The 15,206-nt window shown below is 66.4% G+C and carries 17 protein-coding genes; 10 read left to right on the forward strand and 7 right to left on the reverse strand.

The window, feature by feature from the left end; translation table 11 throughout:
• Positions 1-43: 43 nt before the first annotated feature.
• The 4 genes from LPZ50_RS00335 to LPZ50_RS00350 form a co-directional block, all read right to left on the reverse strand.
• Positions 44-529 carry an MmgE/PrpD family protein gene (locus LPZ50_RS00335; RefSeq protein WP_329957623.1) on the reverse strand — a complete coding sequence of 162 codons (486 nt, stop codon included), beginning with the start codon at positions 527-529 and terminating at the stop codon, positions 44-46.
• Positions 530-750: 221 nt separating this feature from the next.
• Entirely contained in the window at positions 751-1,752 is a 1,002-nt protein-coding gene (locus LPZ50_RS00340; RefSeq protein WP_230656278.1) for a tripartite tricarboxylate transporter substrate binding protein, read from the reverse strand.
• A 15-nt stretch (positions 1,753-1,767) separates the two neighbouring features.
• Positions 1,768-2,748 (reverse strand): Bug family tripartite tricarboxylate transporter substrate binding protein, encoded by a 981-nt coding sequence (locus LPZ50_RS00345; protein ID WP_230656281.1) that lies wholly within the window; start codon positions 2,746-2,748, stop codon positions 1,768-1,770.
• 177 nt (positions 2,749-2,925) lie between these two features.
• A complete protein-coding gene (locus tag LPZ50_RS00350) occupies positions 2,926-3,762 on the reverse strand; it encodes an IclR family transcriptional regulator (RefSeq protein ID WP_230656284.1) in 837 nt (278 codons plus the stop codon).
• Positions 3,763-3,947: 185 nt separating this feature from the next.
• On the opposite strand from LPZ50_RS00350, the gene LPZ50_RS00355 reads away from it, so the two are divergent.
• The 8 genes from LPZ50_RS00355 to LPZ50_RS00390 are packed head-to-tail and all read left to right on the forward strand — an operon-like array spanning position 3,948 to position 10,075.
• Positions 3,948-4,757 carry an enoyl-CoA hydratase gene (locus tag LPZ50_RS00355; protein WP_230656287.1) on the forward strand — a complete coding sequence of 270 codons (810 nt, stop codon included), beginning with the start codon at positions 3,948-3,950 and terminating at the stop codon, positions 4,755-4,757.
• A 1-nt stretch (position 4,758) separates the two neighbouring features.
• Positions 4,759-5,658 carry an SDR family oxidoreductase gene (locus tag LPZ50_RS00360; protein ID WP_230656290.1) on the forward strand — a complete coding sequence of 300 codons (900 nt, stop codon included), beginning with the start codon at positions 4,759-4,761 and terminating at the stop codon, positions 5,656-5,658.
• 4 nt (positions 5,659-5,662) lie between these two features.
• Complete coding sequence (locus LPZ50_RS00365; RefSeq protein WP_230656293.1) at positions 5,663-6,331, forward strand: 3-oxoacid CoA-transferase subunit A; 669 nt, start codon at positions 5,663-5,665, stop codon at positions 6,329-6,331.
• Positions 6,328-7,026 (forward strand): 3-oxoacid CoA-transferase subunit B, encoded by a 699-nt coding sequence (locus LPZ50_RS00370; protein ID WP_230656295.1) that lies wholly within the window; start codon positions 6,328-6,330, stop codon positions 7,024-7,026. Before LPZ50_RS00365 ends, LPZ50_RS00370 begins: the two co-directional genes overlap by 4 nt.
• Positions 7,027-7,040: 14 nt before the next feature.
• Complete coding sequence (locus tag LPZ50_RS00375) at positions 7,041-8,027, forward strand: nitronate monooxygenase family protein (RefSeq protein ID WP_329957624.1); 987 nt, start codon at positions 7,041-7,043, stop codon at positions 8,025-8,027.
• 37 nt (positions 8,028-8,064) lie between these two features.
• A complete protein-coding gene (locus tag LPZ50_RS00380; RefSeq protein WP_230656298.1) occupies positions 8,065-8,535 on the forward strand; it encodes a MaoC family dehydratase in 471 nt (156 codons plus the stop codon).
• Positions 8,532-8,921 (forward strand): Zn-ribbon domain-containing OB-fold protein, encoded by a 390-nt coding sequence (locus LPZ50_RS00385; protein WP_230656301.1) that lies wholly within the window; start codon positions 8,532-8,534, stop codon positions 8,919-8,921. Before LPZ50_RS00380 ends, LPZ50_RS00385 begins: the two co-directional genes overlap by 4 nt.
• Entirely contained in the window at positions 8,918-10,075 is a 1,158-nt protein-coding gene (locus tag LPZ50_RS00390) for a thiolase (protein WP_230656304.1), read from the forward strand. Before LPZ50_RS00385 ends, LPZ50_RS00390 begins: the two co-directional genes overlap by 4 nt.
• Before the next feature lie 186 nt (positions 10,076-10,261).
• Here the strand turns inward: LPZ50_RS00390 and LPZ50_RS00395 are convergent, their stop codons facing one another.
• Positions 10,262-11,152, reverse strand: coding sequence for a LysR family transcriptional regulator (locus tag LPZ50_RS00395; RefSeq protein ID WP_230656307.1), 891 nt, complete (start codon positions 11,150-11,152; stop codon positions 10,262-10,264).
• Positions 11,153-11,276: 124 nt separating this feature from the next.
• On the opposite strand from LPZ50_RS00395, the gene LPZ50_RS00400 reads away from it, so the two are divergent.
• Both LPZ50_RS00400 and LPZ50_RS00405 read left to right on the forward strand, forming a co-directional pair.
• Positions 11,277-12,434, forward strand: coding sequence for an acyl-CoA dehydrogenase family protein (locus LPZ50_RS00400; RefSeq protein ID WP_230656310.1), 1,158 nt, complete (start codon positions 11,277-11,279; stop codon positions 12,432-12,434).
• Complete coding sequence (locus LPZ50_RS00405; RefSeq protein WP_230656313.1) at positions 12,434-13,297, forward strand: alpha/beta fold hydrolase; 864 nt, start codon at positions 12,434-12,436, stop codon at positions 13,295-13,297. The genes LPZ50_RS00400 and LPZ50_RS00405 overlap by 1 nt, the downstream gene beginning before the upstream one ends.
• 10 nt (positions 13,298-13,307) lie before the next feature.
• Here LPZ50_RS00405 and LPZ50_RS00410 read toward each other — a convergent pair whose 3' ends face one another.
• Complete coding sequence (locus LPZ50_RS00410; protein ID WP_230656316.1) at positions 13,308-13,721, reverse strand: RidA family protein; 414 nt, start codon at positions 13,719-13,721, stop codon at positions 13,308-13,310.
• On the reverse strand, positions 13,718-15,205 hold the full coding sequence (locus LPZ50_RS00415) for an N-acyl-D-amino-acid deacylase family protein (protein ID WP_230656319.1): 1,488 nt from the start codon (positions 15,203-15,205) through the stop codon (positions 13,718-13,720). Before LPZ50_RS00415 ends, LPZ50_RS00410 begins: the two co-directional genes overlap by 4 nt.
• Position 15,206: the final 1 nt, after the last annotated feature.

Genomic DNA, 15,206 nt, shown 5'->3' on the forward strand with positions numbered 1-15,206 from the left:
TTTATTTCGGCAGTTATTTATCATGTGTTTTTTCTGGCCACCTTCAGTCATCCCCGCGCTCTACCGCCACCGTGCCGGTCGTGTGGAAGTACTTGTAGTGGGCGGGTTGCACGGCGGCGCCGATCCGGGTGGATATCTCATAGCCCACCACGATGGCGTTGAGCAGCGCCGCGCCGCTGGCGTCCTGTTCTTCGGCCACCGCCAGGGCGGCGGCGATGACCGGGCAACCGGGATGGTAGACGGCGTCGCGGAAAATGTCGTCGAATTCCACGGCATGCGACACGCTGCCGTTGATCCAGGCCGCCGTGGCGCTGTATGCCGTGGTGCCGTTGCCCGGCAGGCTGGACCGGCCCGATCCCAGCTCGGGCCGATGCGCCGCCAGCAACTGCGGGCTGGGCGCCACGCGGGTACCCGGATACAAGGCGGAGAACCAATCCACCAAGGCGCGCTTGGCGTAGTGGACGACATCGGCGGGCAAGTCGCGCACGCTGTCGCGGGCGCCGTAGTCGGCCAGTTGTTCTAATAGCATGCAGTGTCTCCGGGGCATGGCCGCATCGCGTATCGCGCGCAGGCGAATGAATGTTGCTTACTCTAGCGCCCGCGCCTGCCGCGTGGCTTGAAAAAAAAGAAAACCAGCTTTCACCGTTTGGCCGGGCGCCCGCCGCGGGGTGTCTGGCTCCCGTCAGGGTGCCGGACACCTGGCAGTGCCGGCGCAAACTCGCCGCGGCGGCTCAGGTAGCGCCATGCGAGTCAGTGCTGCATGGCCTGCAGCAGGCGGGGCATGCGTTCCGCCTCTTCGGCATAGGTGCGCCGCGCGTACTCGGTGTAATCCGCGGGACCCAGGTAATTGAGTTCGATGGCATTCTGCGCCGCAACCTCCCGGAACGCCGGGTCGCCCATGATCTGCTCGAACAGCGCGGCGATCTTGCGTACCCGGTCGGCCGGCATCGAGGCCGGACCCACCAGCCCGAAGGGCGCCTTGGCCACGACGGCGTAGCCTTGCTCTTTCAGAGTGGGCCAATCGGGGTGCGAGGCGCTGCGCTCGTCGGCAATGGCCGCCAGCACGCGCAACTGGCCCGTTTTCAGGTACTGGTCCAGCGTGGAAGACCCGGTTCCGGCCACGATGTCCACCTGCTTGCCCAGCAACGCCGATACGATCTCGGACGCGCTCTTGTAGGGAACGTGTGTCCATTCGATGCCGGCCAGGCTGCCCAGCTTGTCCATCGACAGGTGGGGCGTGCTGAATGCCCCGGGTGTGCCATAGCTGTACTGGCCCGGATGCGACTTGGCGTCATTCACGAACTCGTTGATGGTTTGCCATTTGGCGTCGGCCCGCACTGCGATCATGTAGCTGTAGTCGACCAACGCGCTGATGTAGGTCAGGTCGCGCAGCGGATCAAAAGCGGTGCGCTGGATAAAGGGCTGGCGGAATATTCCTACCGGCACGATGGCGAGGTGATAGCCGTCGGGCTTCGCATTCTTCATTTCCACGGCGCCCAGGGTGCCGTTCGCACCTGGCCTGTTTTCCACCACAACGGGCTGGCCCAGTTCCTTCTCCATGAGTTTCCCGGCGGTACGCACGATCAGGTCCGAGGGGCCGCCAGGCGCATAAGGAACGATGACGCGTATGGGGCGGCTGGGATAGGTATCGGCGCGGGCTTGCGTGCCGGCCATGCCGGCGGCGCACAGGGCCGCGAATACCAGGGCGGCAACGGCCCGGCGCGGGCTTGATATCAGGTCGGGCTGCGGCATGAGTGTCTCCTCGGGTTATTTGACGGCGATGTGCAGGTCTTTGATGATCCGGCCGAAACGTTCGACTTCCGAGCGCGAAAAGGCGGCCAGTTCTTCCGGAGTGGTGTAGGTGGGTTCGGCGCCTTGCGATGCCATGCTCTCGCGCACGTCCTTCCGTTCGATAACCTGGCGCGCGGCCTGATTGAGTTTCTGTATCGTGGCGTCGGGCGTTCCCGCCCGCGCGAACAAGGCATACCATTGCGCGAATACCAGATCCTTGAAACCGGCTTCGGCAAACGTGGGGACGTCCGGCAGCGAGCCTACCCGCCTGGGGTTCGCCACCGCGATGATCTTCAGCTTCCCCGACGCCACATGTGGCGCCGCCGACGCCACGCCCACAAAGGCCATCGACACCTGGCCGCCCATGGCATCCGTCACCGCCGGGGCATCGCCTTTGTAGGGCACGTGCGTCATATCCAGCTTGGCCGCCGCATTGAAACTTTCGCCCGCCAGATGGCCGGTGCCGCCCACGCCGCTGCTGCCGAAGCTGAGCTTGCCGGGGTGCTTCCGCGCGTACGAAATCAGCTCTGCCACATTATTCACGCCCAGTCCGGCATTGATGGCCAGCACGATGGGCACTGAACCCACCATGCTGATGGGCGCGAAGTCCTTGACAGGGTCGTACGGCGCGTCGGGGTACAGGGTGGGATTGGTGCCATGCGTGGCGCTGTTCCCCATGAGCACGGTATAGCCGTCCGGCGCCGCTTTGGCCACGTAGCTGGCGCCCACGATGCCGTTGGCGCCCGCGCGGTTCTCGACCACGATAGTGCCCGGCAGCGCATCGCCCATATGGCGCGCCATCAGGCGCGTCAGGAAGTCATTGGTGCCGCCGGCGGAATAGGGCGACACGAATTGGATAGGCTGGCTGGGAAAGTCGGCGGCGCGCGCCGCCAGGCAAAGGCAGGCCAGCAGGCTCGCGCCGAGCAGGCGCATGCCGCATCGGTAGTATCGATACATGGTTGTCTCCGGTCGCCATGGATGGCGGTTCTTGTTGGAAATGCCGCGCCTGTGTTGATGCGCGGCGGCGCCCATCGGGCCCCCTGAAAAGTCTACGGACTTCTCATCGCGCTGGGCGCAGGGCGGGTGCAAATTCAAGTCCGTATATTGGACTTGCCAGATGTGCGCCGGCCGGTGCTACAGATTCAGGGCCTCGACGGAATCGGGATGCTCGTGCAGGCAGGCATGCAGTTCGGCCTGCGCGGCCGCGACCGCCTCGTCCAGGTACTGGATGGCTTCGCCCATGCGTTCCCCGGCCAGACGCGACGCCAGGGTGCAGATGCAGATGGCGGCAGCCGGCCGCTGGTCGGGATAGCGGATCACCTTGCCAACCGAAAGTACGGCCGGCGTATCCATGACCTTGTTGACGGAATGGCCGCGGCGCCGGGCGCTGGCAATGGCGTGGTGCAGGGCGTGTTCACAGTAGCGCGGATTCTTGCGCAGCGTGCGCTCGGCGTTGGCGCGGCAGATACGCTGCACCTCGTCGTCGGGAAGCTCGGCCAGCAGCGCCAGGCCGCCCGCGCCGACATTCAGCGGCCGGTGGGTGCCCACGTTGAGCACCAGCGCCTTGATGGGAAATGCGCCTTCGGCCCGGGCCACGCATACCGCGTCGAAGCCGGAGCGCACCGTCATGAATACGGTGTCGCCAGTTTTGTCGGCCAGCGTTTGCAGGTGCGGTTTGCAGATATCGCGCAAGGCTATCTTGGGGGTGGCGGCCAGCCCCATCTCGTAGATCAGCGAACCCAGGTAATAGCGCTTGCTGCGTTCATCCTGGCGTATGAATTTCTCTGCGATCAGGCCCTGCAGGATGCGGTGAGCCGTTGGCCGTTCCATGCCGGTGCGCCGATACAGGTCGACCAGCCGCATGCCTTGCCGATTGTGGGATGTGATCAGCCGCAGCAGCGATGCCGCGCGTTGCAGCGTCTGGGTGCCGGCCGATGGCGCAACACGGCCGGATGGCGAAGCGTAGCTCATGATCGAACCCTGCGGGTGGAAAGTGGGGTGGGCCGGCGCGGGTGCACGCGCCGATTGTGCCGATCATAGGAAAATTCTGGCGGTGCGCGGTGTCTATCTCGCTATGTGGACTCTTATGTGGACGTCCGGCCTGTGACGGCGCGGGAGCTTGGCATAGTATGAAAAAAAGACAAATGCCACGAGACATGCCACATATCCCCTTGCTGAGCCGCCTGGACGACGGCGTGCTGGTGCTGACGCTGAACCGGCCGGAGCGCCGCAATGCCTTGACGCCGGAACTCTACGAACAACTGCTCGAAGCGCTGCAGGACGCTGCCGTCGCCGCGGAAGTCGGCGCGGTGGTGCTTACCGGCGCTGGCCAGGCGTTCTGCGCCGGTGGCGACGTGACCCGCATGGCGAGCCGGGCCGAGCCCCTGGACTTCGAGTACAGGGTGGCCCGCCTGCGCCGGCGCGCGCGAATCTGCGAGCTGTTGCATACCATGCCCAAGCCCACGCTGGCGATGATGCGCGGGCCGGCGGTGGGAGCCGGCCTGTCGCTGGCGCTGGCATGCGACATGCGCCTGGGCGACGCCAGCGTGCGCATGCGCACCGGCTTTTTGCAGGTTGGCCTGCCGGGCGATTATGGCGGCCATTATTTCCTGCCCCGGCTGGTGGGCATGGCCAAGGCGCGCGAACTGTACCTGACTTCGCCCATGCTGGACGCGGACTCGGCCCAGAGGCTGGGGTTGTTGAACCAGGTTCATGCTTCCGAACGGCTGGAGCCGGCGGCCATGGAGCTGGCGGCGGGGTGGGCGCGCGGGCCGCGCACGGCCCTGGCCTATCTGAAGCAGAACCTGAACCAGGGCCTTCAGGACACACTGGGCGGCGTCCTGGACGGCGAGGCGTGGCGCCACGTGCGCTGCACTGAAACCGAAGACCACAAAGAGGCCGCGCGGGCCTTTACCGAGAAACGCACGCCCCGGTTCGGGCGGCATATCCAGACAACGGAAGGATGACATGGAAAAACTGTGCCAGGACAGAGTGGTTATCGTGACCGGCGCGGCGCGCGGCATTGGCCGCGAATACGCCCTGCAGTTGGCCGCGCAGGGCGCGAAAGTGGTGATCAACGACGTGGGCACCTCGCGTGACGGACAGGGCCGTGACCATTCGGCCGCCGAGGCGGTGGTGGAAGAAATCCGCGCGGCAGGGGGGCAGGCCGCTGCCGATGCCAGCGACGTGGGCGACTGGGAGCAGGCCGGCGGCATGATAGAAGGTGCGCTGTCGCGCTTTGGCCGCCTGGATGCCTTGGTCAACAACGCCGGCATCCTGCGCGACCGGATGCTGGTGAACATGGAGGAACGCGAGTGGGACGAGGTGGTGCGCGTCCACCTGAAAGGTACCTTCGCCCCCATGCATCACGCGGCCGCGCACTGGAAGCGCCTGCACAAGCAGGACGGCCGTCCGGTCGGGGCGCGCATCGTCAACACGTCCTCGTCGTCTGGCCTGTTCGGCAACATCGGGCAGACCAATTACGGGGCAGCCAAGGCCGGTATCGCGGCGCTGACCATCATCGCCGCGCGGGAACTATCCCGCCATGGTATTACCGTCAACGCCATCAGTCCGCATGCCCAGACCCGCATGACAGAAGGCCTGCGCGAGCGTACCGAGGCCGAAATCGAAGCCCGCCATCCGCGCTGGATTGCCCCGGTGGTGGTCTGGCTGGCCAGCGCGCACAGCAGCAATGTGACGGGCCGCGTGTTCGAGGCGGGGGGCGGTTTCCTGGCGGCCCTGGAAGGCTGGCACCGTGGTCCCGAAGCGCAGCCCATGGATGATGTCCATCGCATCGGCCCTGTACTGGAGGACCTGGCTCGCCGGGCGCGCCGCAACGCCGACATGAAAGGCCAGGACCTGGACTGATGCCATGATTGATAAACGTGTCGCCGATCTGGTCGCCGCAGTCCAGGGCATCCAGGATGGAGCAGTACTGCTGGTAGGTGGGTTCGGTTCATCGGGCCGGCCAGCCCGCCTGATGGAAGCCATCCTGGAACTGGGGGTTCGGGACCTGACCATCGTTGCCAATAACGCCACCACCGGACAGGATGTGATCGCCGAGCTGATGCGGGAAAACCGTATTCGCAAAGTGGTGTGCTCGTTTCCCCGCGGCCTGCAGGGCCACACCATTTTCGATGATCTGTACCGCGCTGGAAAGATCGAGCTGGAACTGGTGCCGCAGGGCACCCTGGCGGAGCGCTTGCGTGCCGCCGCGGCCGGAATCGGCGGGTTCTTCACGCGCACCGCCGCCGGCACCGAGCTGGCCAAGGGCAAGGAAACCCGCCTGATAGGCGGGCAACTGTATGTGCTGGAACAGCCTTTGCACGGCGATGTGGCCCTGATCAAGGGCCTGCGCGGCGATCGTTGGGGCAACCTGGTCTACCACCGCGGCGCGCGCATCAACAACCCTGTCATGGCAGGGGCGGCCAGGCTCACCGTAGCCCAGGTCAGCGAAGTGGTGGAACTGGGCGCGCTCGACCCCGAATGCATCGTGACACCCGGGATTTTCATCGACAGACTCGTGGAGGTGGCGGCATGAAAGGCCTCAGCCGGGAAGACATGGCGCGCATCGCCGCGCAGGACATCGCCGAGGGCAGCTACGTGAACCTGGGAATCGGGCTGCCTACCCTGATGGCCGACTACGTGCCCGCCGGCCGCGAACTCGTTTTCCAGAGCGAGCAAGGGCTGCTGGGGCTGGGGCCCAAGGCCCGCCCTGGCGAAGAGGATGAAGACGTGCTCAATGCCGGCAAGCAGTTCGTTACCTTGCTGCCGGGAGCATCGATATTCAGTCACAGCGATTCATTCCTGATGATCCGAGGCGGCCATATCGACGTGGCCTGCCTGGGTGCTTTCCAGGTGGCGGCCAATGGAGACATGGCGAACTGGTCCACCGGCGGCTCGGAATACGCGCCGGGGGTGGGGGGCGCCATGGACCTGGCCGCGGGCGCGCGCAGTGTCTGGGTGCTGATGGAACATTGCCAGAAAGACGGCTCGCCGCGAGTGCTGGAACGCTGCACCTATCCGCTGACAGCGCCGGCCTGCGTGAATCGTGTCTATACCAATCTGGCCGTGCTGGCCGTGACTTCCGAAGGTTTCGTGGTGGAGCGCATGGTGCCGGGCCTGGGCCTGCCCGCGCTGCAGCGCGCCAGCGGCGCCCGGCTGCGTCTCAGCCCCGACTGCAAACCCTATTGCGTGGACACGTCGATTGCCGTGGCCGCGCCCGATGCCCGCTGAAAGGACCGAACACTGTGGATACTGCTATTACGCGCTTGCTGGGGATACGTCATCCCATCGTGCAGGGGGGCATGCAATGGGTGGGGCGCGGCGAACTGACCGCCGCTGTGTCGAATGCCGGCGGCCTGGGCATCCTGACCGCGCTGACCCAGCCCACGCCCGAGGCGCTGCTGCGCGAGATCGAACGCACCCGCGAACTGACGGACCAGCCCTTCGGCGTGAATCTTACGTTCCTGCCCACGCTCAAGCCCGTGCCCTACGACGCCTATCGTGACGCCATCATTGCCTCCGGCGTGAAAATCGTCGAGACGGCGGGCAACAATCCGGCCCTGCACATGCCGGCATTCAAGGCGGCCGGCATCAAGATCATCCACAAATGCACCACGGCGCGCCATGCCCTGAAGGCCCAGGCGATTGGCGTGGACGTGGTCAGCATCGATGGTTTCGAATGCGCCGGCCACGTGGGTGAAGACGATATTCCCGGCCTGATCCTGATTCCCGCGACCGTGGCGCAACTGGACATTCCCGTGATCGCATCGGGAGGTTTCGGCAGCGCGGCCGGTCTGGTGGCGGCGCTGGCGTTGGGGGCCGAAGGCATCAACATGGGCACGCGCTTCATGTGCACGGCGGAGTCACCGGTGCACATGAACGTGAAGCAGGCCATTGTGGCCAATACCGAATTCGACACCTGCCTGATCCTGCGCAGCCTGCGCAACACCAGCCGCGTGGCGCGCACTCCCTTGTCGGAGAGTGTGGCGGCCATGGAGCGTGCCGGCGCCACGATCGAGGAACTGGGGCCCAAGGTGGCGGGCGCCAAGGGGCGGCGCGTCTATGAAGAGGGAGATGTGGACAGCGGCATCTGGACGGTGGGGCTGGTGCAGGCACTGATCCACGACATTCCCACCTGCGCCGAGCTGGTAGGCCGGATCGTGGCCGGCGCCGAGCAACTGATCGCGGGGCGGCTGGCGCGGCTGGCCGGGGCCTGCCAGCCGGTAGCCTGAGCGCCGGCAGCCATTCTGTTTGCAAAAGGAGACGACTATGCTGGAAGTGGAGACGCTGGATGAGTTGCGCGCTCACGTGGGCCGCGAACTGGGCACGAGCGAATGGGTAGCCATCGACCAGGCGCGCATCGATGCATTCGCCAGGATCACCGGCGACGATAACTGGATACACGTGGACGTGGCGCGCGCCGCGCGCGAGCTACCGGGGGGGAAGACCATCGCGCATGGCATGCTGACGCTGTCGCTGGTCACCCATCTGGGCGGCCAGATTTGCCGTGTTCGGCAGCGCGACAAAGGCATCAACTACGGGTCCAACAAGGTACGGTTCACGGCGCCTGTCACGGTGGGCTCGCGCATCCGCCTGCATCGCACGCTGCAGAGCTTCGACCCTGTGGCGGGGGGCGCACGCCTGACTTTCGGCAACACCATGGAAATCGAGGGTGAAAGCAAACCCGCCCTGGTGGCCGAGACCGTGTCCATGATTTACGCCCCCAGGGAACCGTCATGAGTACTCAGGCAGAGGCCGGCATGGCTCCGTATGCCGTGTACCTGGACTATCTGCGGCGCGGGCAGTTGGCCTATCAGTTCAGTGAGGCGTCTGGCAAAGCCGTGTTCTACCCACGGCTGCTGTGCCCCGATACCGGCGGGCCGCTGCAATGGCGAATCAGCCAGGGCGCGGGCACGGTGTACAGCACGACGGCGGTGCAGCCTCGCCAGGGAGAACCGTACAACGTGGCGCTGATCGACTGCGATGAGGGGTTCCGCCTGATGAGCCGCGTGGAAGGGCTGCCCGCCGGCCAGGTCGCCATTGGCATGCGCGTGCGCTTCGCGGTGCACGAGCCGGCTGGCGACGCCGATCCCTACCCCGTATTCTTTCCGCTGGAACAATCATGATGCTGCCTTTACATCGAGGCCAGGCCGCCATCGTGGGCGTGGCCGAATCGGACCTGGGCGAAGTCGGCCCCGGTTTCACGCCGCTGGACCTGATGGCCCAGGGCGTGCAGCGCGCACTGGCCGATTGCGGCTTGAACCTGTCCGACGTAGACGGGATATTCTGCGCGACCTCGCAGTCGCGCCTGTCGGCCCTGGCGCTGGCGGAATACCTGCGGCTGCCCGACGCCTATCTGGATTCCACCATCGTGGGAGGGTCCTCGTTCATGCTGCACATGGCCAAGGCGCATCATGCCATCGCCACCGGGGTGTGCGAGGTTGCGGTCATTGCCTACGGCAGCACGCAGCGTTCGCTGGGCCGCAAGAACACCAGCGTGCCCGAGCCCAACCCCTACGAATCGCCCTACAAGCCTTTTCTGCCGCCCAGCGCCTATGCGCTGGCCGCCGCGCGCCACATGCATGAATTCGGCACCACGCGCGAACAGTTGGCCCAGGTGGCGGTGGCGGCGCGGCAGTGGGCGCTGCTGAACCCGGTTGCCTGGGAAAAGACGCCCTTGTCGATCGAGGACGTGCTGGCCTCGCGCATGGTCAGCTATCCGTTGACGGTGCGCGATTGCTGCCTGGTCACCGACGGCGGCGGCGCCATCGTGATGACCACCTCGCAGCGTGCGGCCGACCTGCGCAAGCCGCCGGTATTCGTGCTGGGTGGCGGCCATCACACGACACATGCATCGATTTCGAACATGCCGGATTTGGTGAGAACCGGCGCCGCCCAGTCCGGCAGGCAGGCATTCGCCATGGCGGGTATCGGCATCGACGACGTGGATGTGGTCGAGCTGTACGACGCCTTTACCATCAATACCATCCTGTTCCTGGAAGACCTGGGTTTCTGCGGCAAGGGCGAGGGCGGGGCGTTCGTGTCGGACGGGCGCATCGCCCCCGGCGGGGAACTGGCGGTCAATACCAACGGAGGCGGGCTGTCGTACTGCCACCCGGGCATGTACGGATTGTTCCTGCTGATCGAGGCCGTGCGGCAGCTGCGCCGGGAGTGCGGACCGCGCCAGGTGGCGGATGCCCAGGTCGCATTGGCGCATGGCAATGGCGGCGTGCTGTCATCGCAAAGCACGGTGTTGTTGGGGACGGCCGCGGCGTTGTAGGGGAAGGCCGAGGGCTGCGGCGGGGCCCGATGCCTGTCCATCGCCGGGGTTCAAAATCCGCGTAGCCTGCTATGCCGATTTTTCGCACCGCGATGGTGCCCGGGTTTCTAAGATGCTTCTCCAGGGAAGCGGCACCCGGTCTCCGTGCCATTGCGCTTTCCGTCGATTCAGGAAGAGCCAATGAGGTTACGCGGGCTGGGCCAGGAACTGCATCAGGTCGGACACGACCGGGCTCAGGCTGTCCAGGTCGCGCACGGCCAGGTGGAAGCGCCGCGAGGCCCATTCGTCCTGCAGGCGCAGCAGCACCAGGCCCATGCTGCCCAGGTAATTGGCCGCGATGCGTTCAGGCACGATGCCTATGCCCAGCCCTTCGCGGATCATGCGGCAGCGCGTCTCGAAGTTCGACACCTGCAGCTTGACGGTGGGCGGCCGAGTGACGGTCTGGCCGATATACGCCAGGAACTGGTCCAGCGAATGGCGCGGGAAGTAGCCCAGCAGATCGTAGTCCAGGGCTTCTTCCAGGAACAGCTCGGCGCGCGCGGCCAGGGGGTGGCCCACGGGCACTACCAGGCCCACGCGGTCGCTGGCGAACGGAAACGAAACGACACCCGGGGCCGGATGGTCGGCATGGTAAATGCCGATATCCACCGAACCGTCGATCAGCAGGCGCGGAATGTCGTAACTGTGCGCCTCCAGCAAGTCTATGCTGACATGGTCGCGCTGCGACAGGTAGCGCCCCATGCGGTCGGGCAGGAACTGCAGGATGGTGGACGGATTGGCGGCCAGCCGTATCTTGGCCTGCCCATCGGTCGAATACACCTTCACCGCCGATTCGGCCAACTGCACCGCGCGCAGGATGGCCTTGGCGCGCTGGTACAGCAGCGTGCCGGCCGGGGTGGGCTCCACGCCGCGTCCGTGACGCTGCAACAGTGTGCGCTGCAGGTGGCGTTCCAGTTCGGCCACGCGCTTGCTGGCGGCCGAGGTGACCAGGTTGGCCCGTTCGGCCGCCTTGGACAGGCTTTTTTCTTCTACCGCGGCCACAAACGCCTCGAGGGCGGGGATATCCATGCCTTTCATTGGGGGGCTCGATGCTGCGAAGGCGGCTTGCGCCGCGGGCTGGGACTCCACCGCTTTTATCACGGCCGGCCAGCGCTTGGAAAGCGCATGCCAGCCACCCACTTTTTGATTCAGGGACGACACCATGGATTTCAGCTTGAACCCGGAATACCAGGCCTACGCCGACTCGGTGCGCCGCTTTGCGCGCGAACGGCTGGCCGACGGCGCGCTGGCGCGCGCGCATGCCGACACCTATCCCTGGGAAACGGCGCGGCTGCTGGCCGATAACGGTTTCCTGGGTATCGCTTTTCCCGAAGCGGACGGAGGCCAGGGCGGCACACTGATGCATGCGGTGCTGGCCATCCAGGAAATCGCGCTGGTGTGCCCTCGCAGCGCCGACATCGTCCAGGCCGGCAACTTCGGACCCATACGCACTTTTGTGGAGTACGCTTCGGATGAACAGAAAGCGCGCTTCCTGCCCGACCTGCTTGGAGGGCGCAAGCTGATCTCGCTGGGCATGACTGAGCCGCAGGCCGGATCCGCCGTCACCGAGCTGTCCACCACCGCCACAGTGGAGGGCGACGAGGTCGTCATCCATGGCAGCAAGATCTTCTCCACCCATAGTCCCGAGGCCGGGTTGTTCCTGGTCTATGTGCGATTCGGGCCGGGCACGGGCGGCATAGGCTCGGTGCTGATCGAACGCGACACCCAGGGCTTTACCGTGGGCCAGCCGTCGCGCTTCATGAATGGCGAGCATTGGGCGCAGCTGTATTTCGATGGCGCGCGCATTCCGGCATCGCAAGTGCTGCTGGGACCGGGCGGCTTCAAGAAACAGATCTCCGGCTTCAACGTCGAGCGCCTGGGCAATGCCTCGCGTTCGCTGGCGCTGGGCCGCCACGCCTTCAACCTGGCGCGCGAGCACGCCTTGATACGCAAGCAGTTCGGCCGCGAGCTGTGCGAATTCCAGGGCCTGCAGTGGAAGTTCGCCGACATGTGGATGAAGCTGGAGCAGGCCCAGCTGCTGCTGTACAAGGCCGCGCTGGAGGGCGAACACGGCCTGCCTTCGGCGCAGAGCACGGCCATGGCCAAGCTGGCCTGCAACGAAGCTGGCTGGTTTGCCTCGAACGAGGCCATGCAGGTCATGGGCGGCATGGGGTTCAGCCAGGAATCCCTGGTAGAGTACTGCGTGCGCCGCACCCGCGGCTGGATGATTGCTGGGGGCTCCATCGAAATGCTGAAAAACCGAATTGCCGAAGGCGTGTTCGAGCGCAGTTTTTCGCAGCGCCCGCCCAAGGCCGCATAATGGCCGCAACGCCAGACCTTCACACCGCGCACCCCGAAATCGCCCGGCTGTCCGGCCTAGTCGACGTCGTTGATATCCCCGGCCCGGCCGGCGCGGTGCGCTGGCATCGTCTCGGGCGCGGCGAGCCGCTGGTGCTGCTGCACGGCGGCCACGGCAGCTGGCTGCACTGGCTGCGCAATATCGAGGCCCTGGCGGCCAGCCATACCGTATGGGTGCCGGACATGCCCGGCTATTTGGGTTCGGCCGATGTGCCGCCGCCCGCAGGGCCGGACGATCTCGTGCCCTTGCTCGAGGCCCTGCATGCCACGCTGGACCAGGCCGTAGGGCGCGACACGTATATTGGGCTGGCGGGTTTTTCTTTTGGCGGCCTGGTGGCATCGCGGCTGGCCGCCAGGCGCGCGCGCGTGCATCGGCTGGCCTTGTTGGGGTCGGGCGGCCATGGCACGCCGCGTCCCAGGCCCTTGAACCTGCGGCAGTGGCGCCAGGCCGAATCGGCAGAGCAGCGCCGTGCCACCCTGCGCCACAACCTGAATGAACTGATGCTGTACCACCACGCCCCCGACGAACTGGCGCTGGATGTGCACGAGATCAGTTGCGTGGCGACGCGCTTTCGCAGCCGCACCGCGTCGCAAGGCAACGGCATGGTGCAGGCCCTGCGCCAGTATGGCGGGCCGGCGCTGCTGATCTGGGGCGAACATGACGTCACCGCCGCAGCGCGGCAAGTGGCGCCCGCCATCGCGGCCGAAGGCCCGGGGCGCGAATGGCGCGTGGTGCCCCAGGCCGGCCATTGGGTGCAGTACGAAGGCGCAGCCGTGGTCAACGACCTGCTGGCGCGCTGGTTCGGCGGGCAGGCACTGCCGTAGCCGCGCCGGGCTAGGGTCTCTTGTAGGCCACGCAATCCACTTCGACTTTCGCGTCGATCACCAGGCGCGATTCCACGCAGGCGCGCGCCGGCGGGTGCGCGCCAAAGTGTTCCTTGAACACTTTATTGAAGGCCGCGAAATCGCGCGGGTCGTCCAGCCAGACTCCGCAGCGCACCACATGTTCCGGGCCATAGCCGGCTTCCTGCAGAATGGCCAGCACCTGGCCGATGGCGGCATGCGACTGGGCCACGATGCCGCCTTCCACGACTTCGCCATCGCGCATGGGAACCTGGCCCGATACATACAGCCAGCCGTCGGCCTGCACGGCCCGCGCGAACGGCATGTGCTGGCCGCCTTGGCCGGTGCCGCCGGCCACGCCGTAGCGGATGATGCCGTTGGCGTCGGCGGTAGGGGGTGTGTTCATGCTTGCTCCTGGGGGGCGGAAGAAGAAAATGCGTTGAAGCTGGCGCGCAGGTCGCCGCCGCGCGGCAGCCAGCGGCCGGCCCGTGCTCCGGTGGGGCTGCCGGCCCGATAGGAAAGCGTGCCGTTCACCCACACCGCGGCAATGCCGGCGGCGGGCTGCTCGGGCTGGGCATAACTGGCGCGATCGGCCACATTGGCCGGGTCGAACAGTACCAGGTCGGCGTAATGCCCGGCGCGCACCAGGCCGCGTTCGCGCAGGCCGAAGCGCGCCGCGGACAGGCCCGTCATTTTGTGCACGGCCTGTTCCAGCGGGAACAGGCCCAGTTCGCGGCTGTAATGGCCCAGCACGCGCGGAAACGCGCCCCACAGCCGAGGATGCGGGAGCGGATCGTTGGGCAGGCCGTCCGAGCCCACCATGGTCAGGCGGTGCGCCAGGATGCGGCGCACGTCGTCTTCATGCATGCCGTGGTACACCGCGCCGGCCGGCTGCAGGCGCTTTGCGGTTTCCAGTAGCGGCAATTGCCACTGCGCGGCAATGTCGGCCAGTGTGCGGCCGGCCATGTCAGGGTGGGGGTGCGACCAGGTGATGTCAATGTCGAATTCGTCGGTAACCTGTTTCAGGTCCAGCGTGGACGAACTGGCGGAATAGGGATAGCAGTCGCAGCCCACCGGCAGATAGCGGCCGGCCGTGTCCAGGCTGGCCAGTACTTCGCCGCTGCGCCCCCAGTTGCCGGCACCGGCGCACTTCAAGTGCGATACCACCACGGGCACCTTGGCGTGCGCGGCAATGTCGTAGGCTTCCTGCATGGCCTGCAGGATCTCGGCGAACTCCGTACGCAGGTGGGTGGTGTACAGCGCGCCCCAGGCATCAAGTTCTTCGGCCAGGGCCTGCACTTCAGCGGTGTCGGCCTGGTAGGCCGAGGCATAGGCCAGCCCGGTGCTCAGCCCGATGGCGCCGTGGCGCAGCGCATCGCGCAGCTGGGCGCGCATGGCGGCGATCTCGGCGCCGGTGGCCCGCCGGTCCAGGCGATCCATGTGGTTATTGCGCAAGGCCGTGTGGCCCACCAACGCGGCCACGTTGACGGTGGGCCGCGCGGCGTCCACGGCCCGCGTGTAGTCGGCGAACGTGGGGTAGCTGAAATCGTCGCGGCCGCCCAGCAGGTTCATGGGGTCGGGCGGGTCGCCGCGCAAGCTGACGGGCGATGCGCTGATGCCGCAGTTGCCCACCACCACGGTGGTGACGCCCTGCGACAGCTTGGGCAGCATGCCGGGGGTGCGGATGACATTGGTGTCGTCATGCGTGTGCACGTCGATGAAGCCGGGCGCCAGCACCAGCCCCTTGGCGTCGATGTGCTGGCGCGCCGGGGCGCCGCGCAACGGGCCGATGGCGGCGATGCGGCCGTCGGCCAACGCCACGTCCGCCTGGAAACCGGCCGCGCCGCTGCCGTCCATGACCCGTGCGCCGCCGATCAGGGTGTCGTACATC

This window comes from Bordetella petrii (assembly GCF_020991325.1).
GTDB classification, from domain to species: Bacteria; Pseudomonadota; Gammaproteobacteria; order Burkholderiales; family Burkholderiaceae_B; genus Bordetella_A; species Bordetella_A petrii_E.

Bases quoted from the DNA above. Each gene is read 5' to 3' on its own strand.
- LPZ50_RS00335 (WP_329957623.1), bottom strand. From the start codon at position 529: ATGCTATTAGAACAACTGGCCGACTACGGCGCCCGCGACAGCGTGCGC.
- LPZ50_RS00340 (WP_230656278.1), bottom strand. From the start codon at position 1,752: ATGCCGCAGCCCGACCTGATATCAAGCCCGCGCCGGGCCGTTGCCGCC.
- LPZ50_RS00345 (WP_230656281.1), bottom strand. From the start codon at position 2,748: ATGTATCGATACTACCGATGCGGCATGCGCCTGCTCGGCGCGAGCCTG.
- LPZ50_RS00350 (WP_230656284.1), bottom strand. From the start codon at position 3,762: ATGAGCTACGCTTCGCCATCCGGCCGTGTTGCGCCATCGGCCGGCACC.
- LPZ50_RS00355 (WP_230656287.1), top strand. From the start codon at position 3,948: ATGCCACATATCCCCTTGCTGAGCCGCCTGGACGACGGCGTGCTGGTG.
- LPZ50_RS00360 (WP_230656290.1), top strand. From the start codon at position 4,759: ATGGAAAAACTGTGCCAGGACAGAGTGGTTATCGTGACCGGCGCGGCG.
- LPZ50_RS00365 (WP_230656293.1), top strand. From the start codon at position 5,663: ATGATTGATAAACGTGTCGCCGATCTGGTCGCCGCAGTCCAGGGCATC.
- LPZ50_RS00370 (WP_230656295.1), top strand. From the start codon at position 6,328: ATGAAAGGCCTCAGCCGGGAAGACATGGCGCGCATCGCCGCGCAGGAC.
- LPZ50_RS00380 (WP_230656298.1), top strand. From the start codon at position 8,065: ATGCTGGAAGTGGAGACGCTGGATGAGTTGCGCGCTCACGTGGGCCGC.
- LPZ50_RS00385 (WP_230656301.1), top strand. From the start codon at position 8,532: ATGAGTACTCAGGCAGAGGCCGGCATGGCTCCGTATGCCGTGTACCTG.
- LPZ50_RS00390 (WP_230656304.1), top strand. From the start codon at position 8,918: ATGATGCTGCCTTTACATCGAGGCCAGGCCGCCATCGTGGGCGTGGCC.
- LPZ50_RS00395 (WP_230656307.1), bottom strand. From the start codon at position 11,152: ATGAAAGGCATGGATATCCCCGCCCTCGAGGCGTTTGTGGCCGCGGTA.
- LPZ50_RS00400 (WP_230656310.1), top strand. From the start codon at position 11,277: ATGGATTTCAGCTTGAACCCGGAATACCAGGCCTACGCCGACTCGGTG.
- LPZ50_RS00405 (WP_230656313.1), top strand. From the start codon at position 12,434: ATGGCCGCAACGCCAGACCTTCACACCGCGCACCCCGAAATCGCCCGG.
- LPZ50_RS00410 (WP_230656316.1), bottom strand. From the start codon at position 13,721: ATGAACACACCCCCTACCGCCGACGCCAACGGCATCATCCGCTACGGC.
- LPZ50_RS00415 (WP_230656319.1), bottom strand. From the start codon at position 15,205: ATGTACGACACCCTGATCGGCGGCGCACGGGTCATGGACGGCAGCGGC.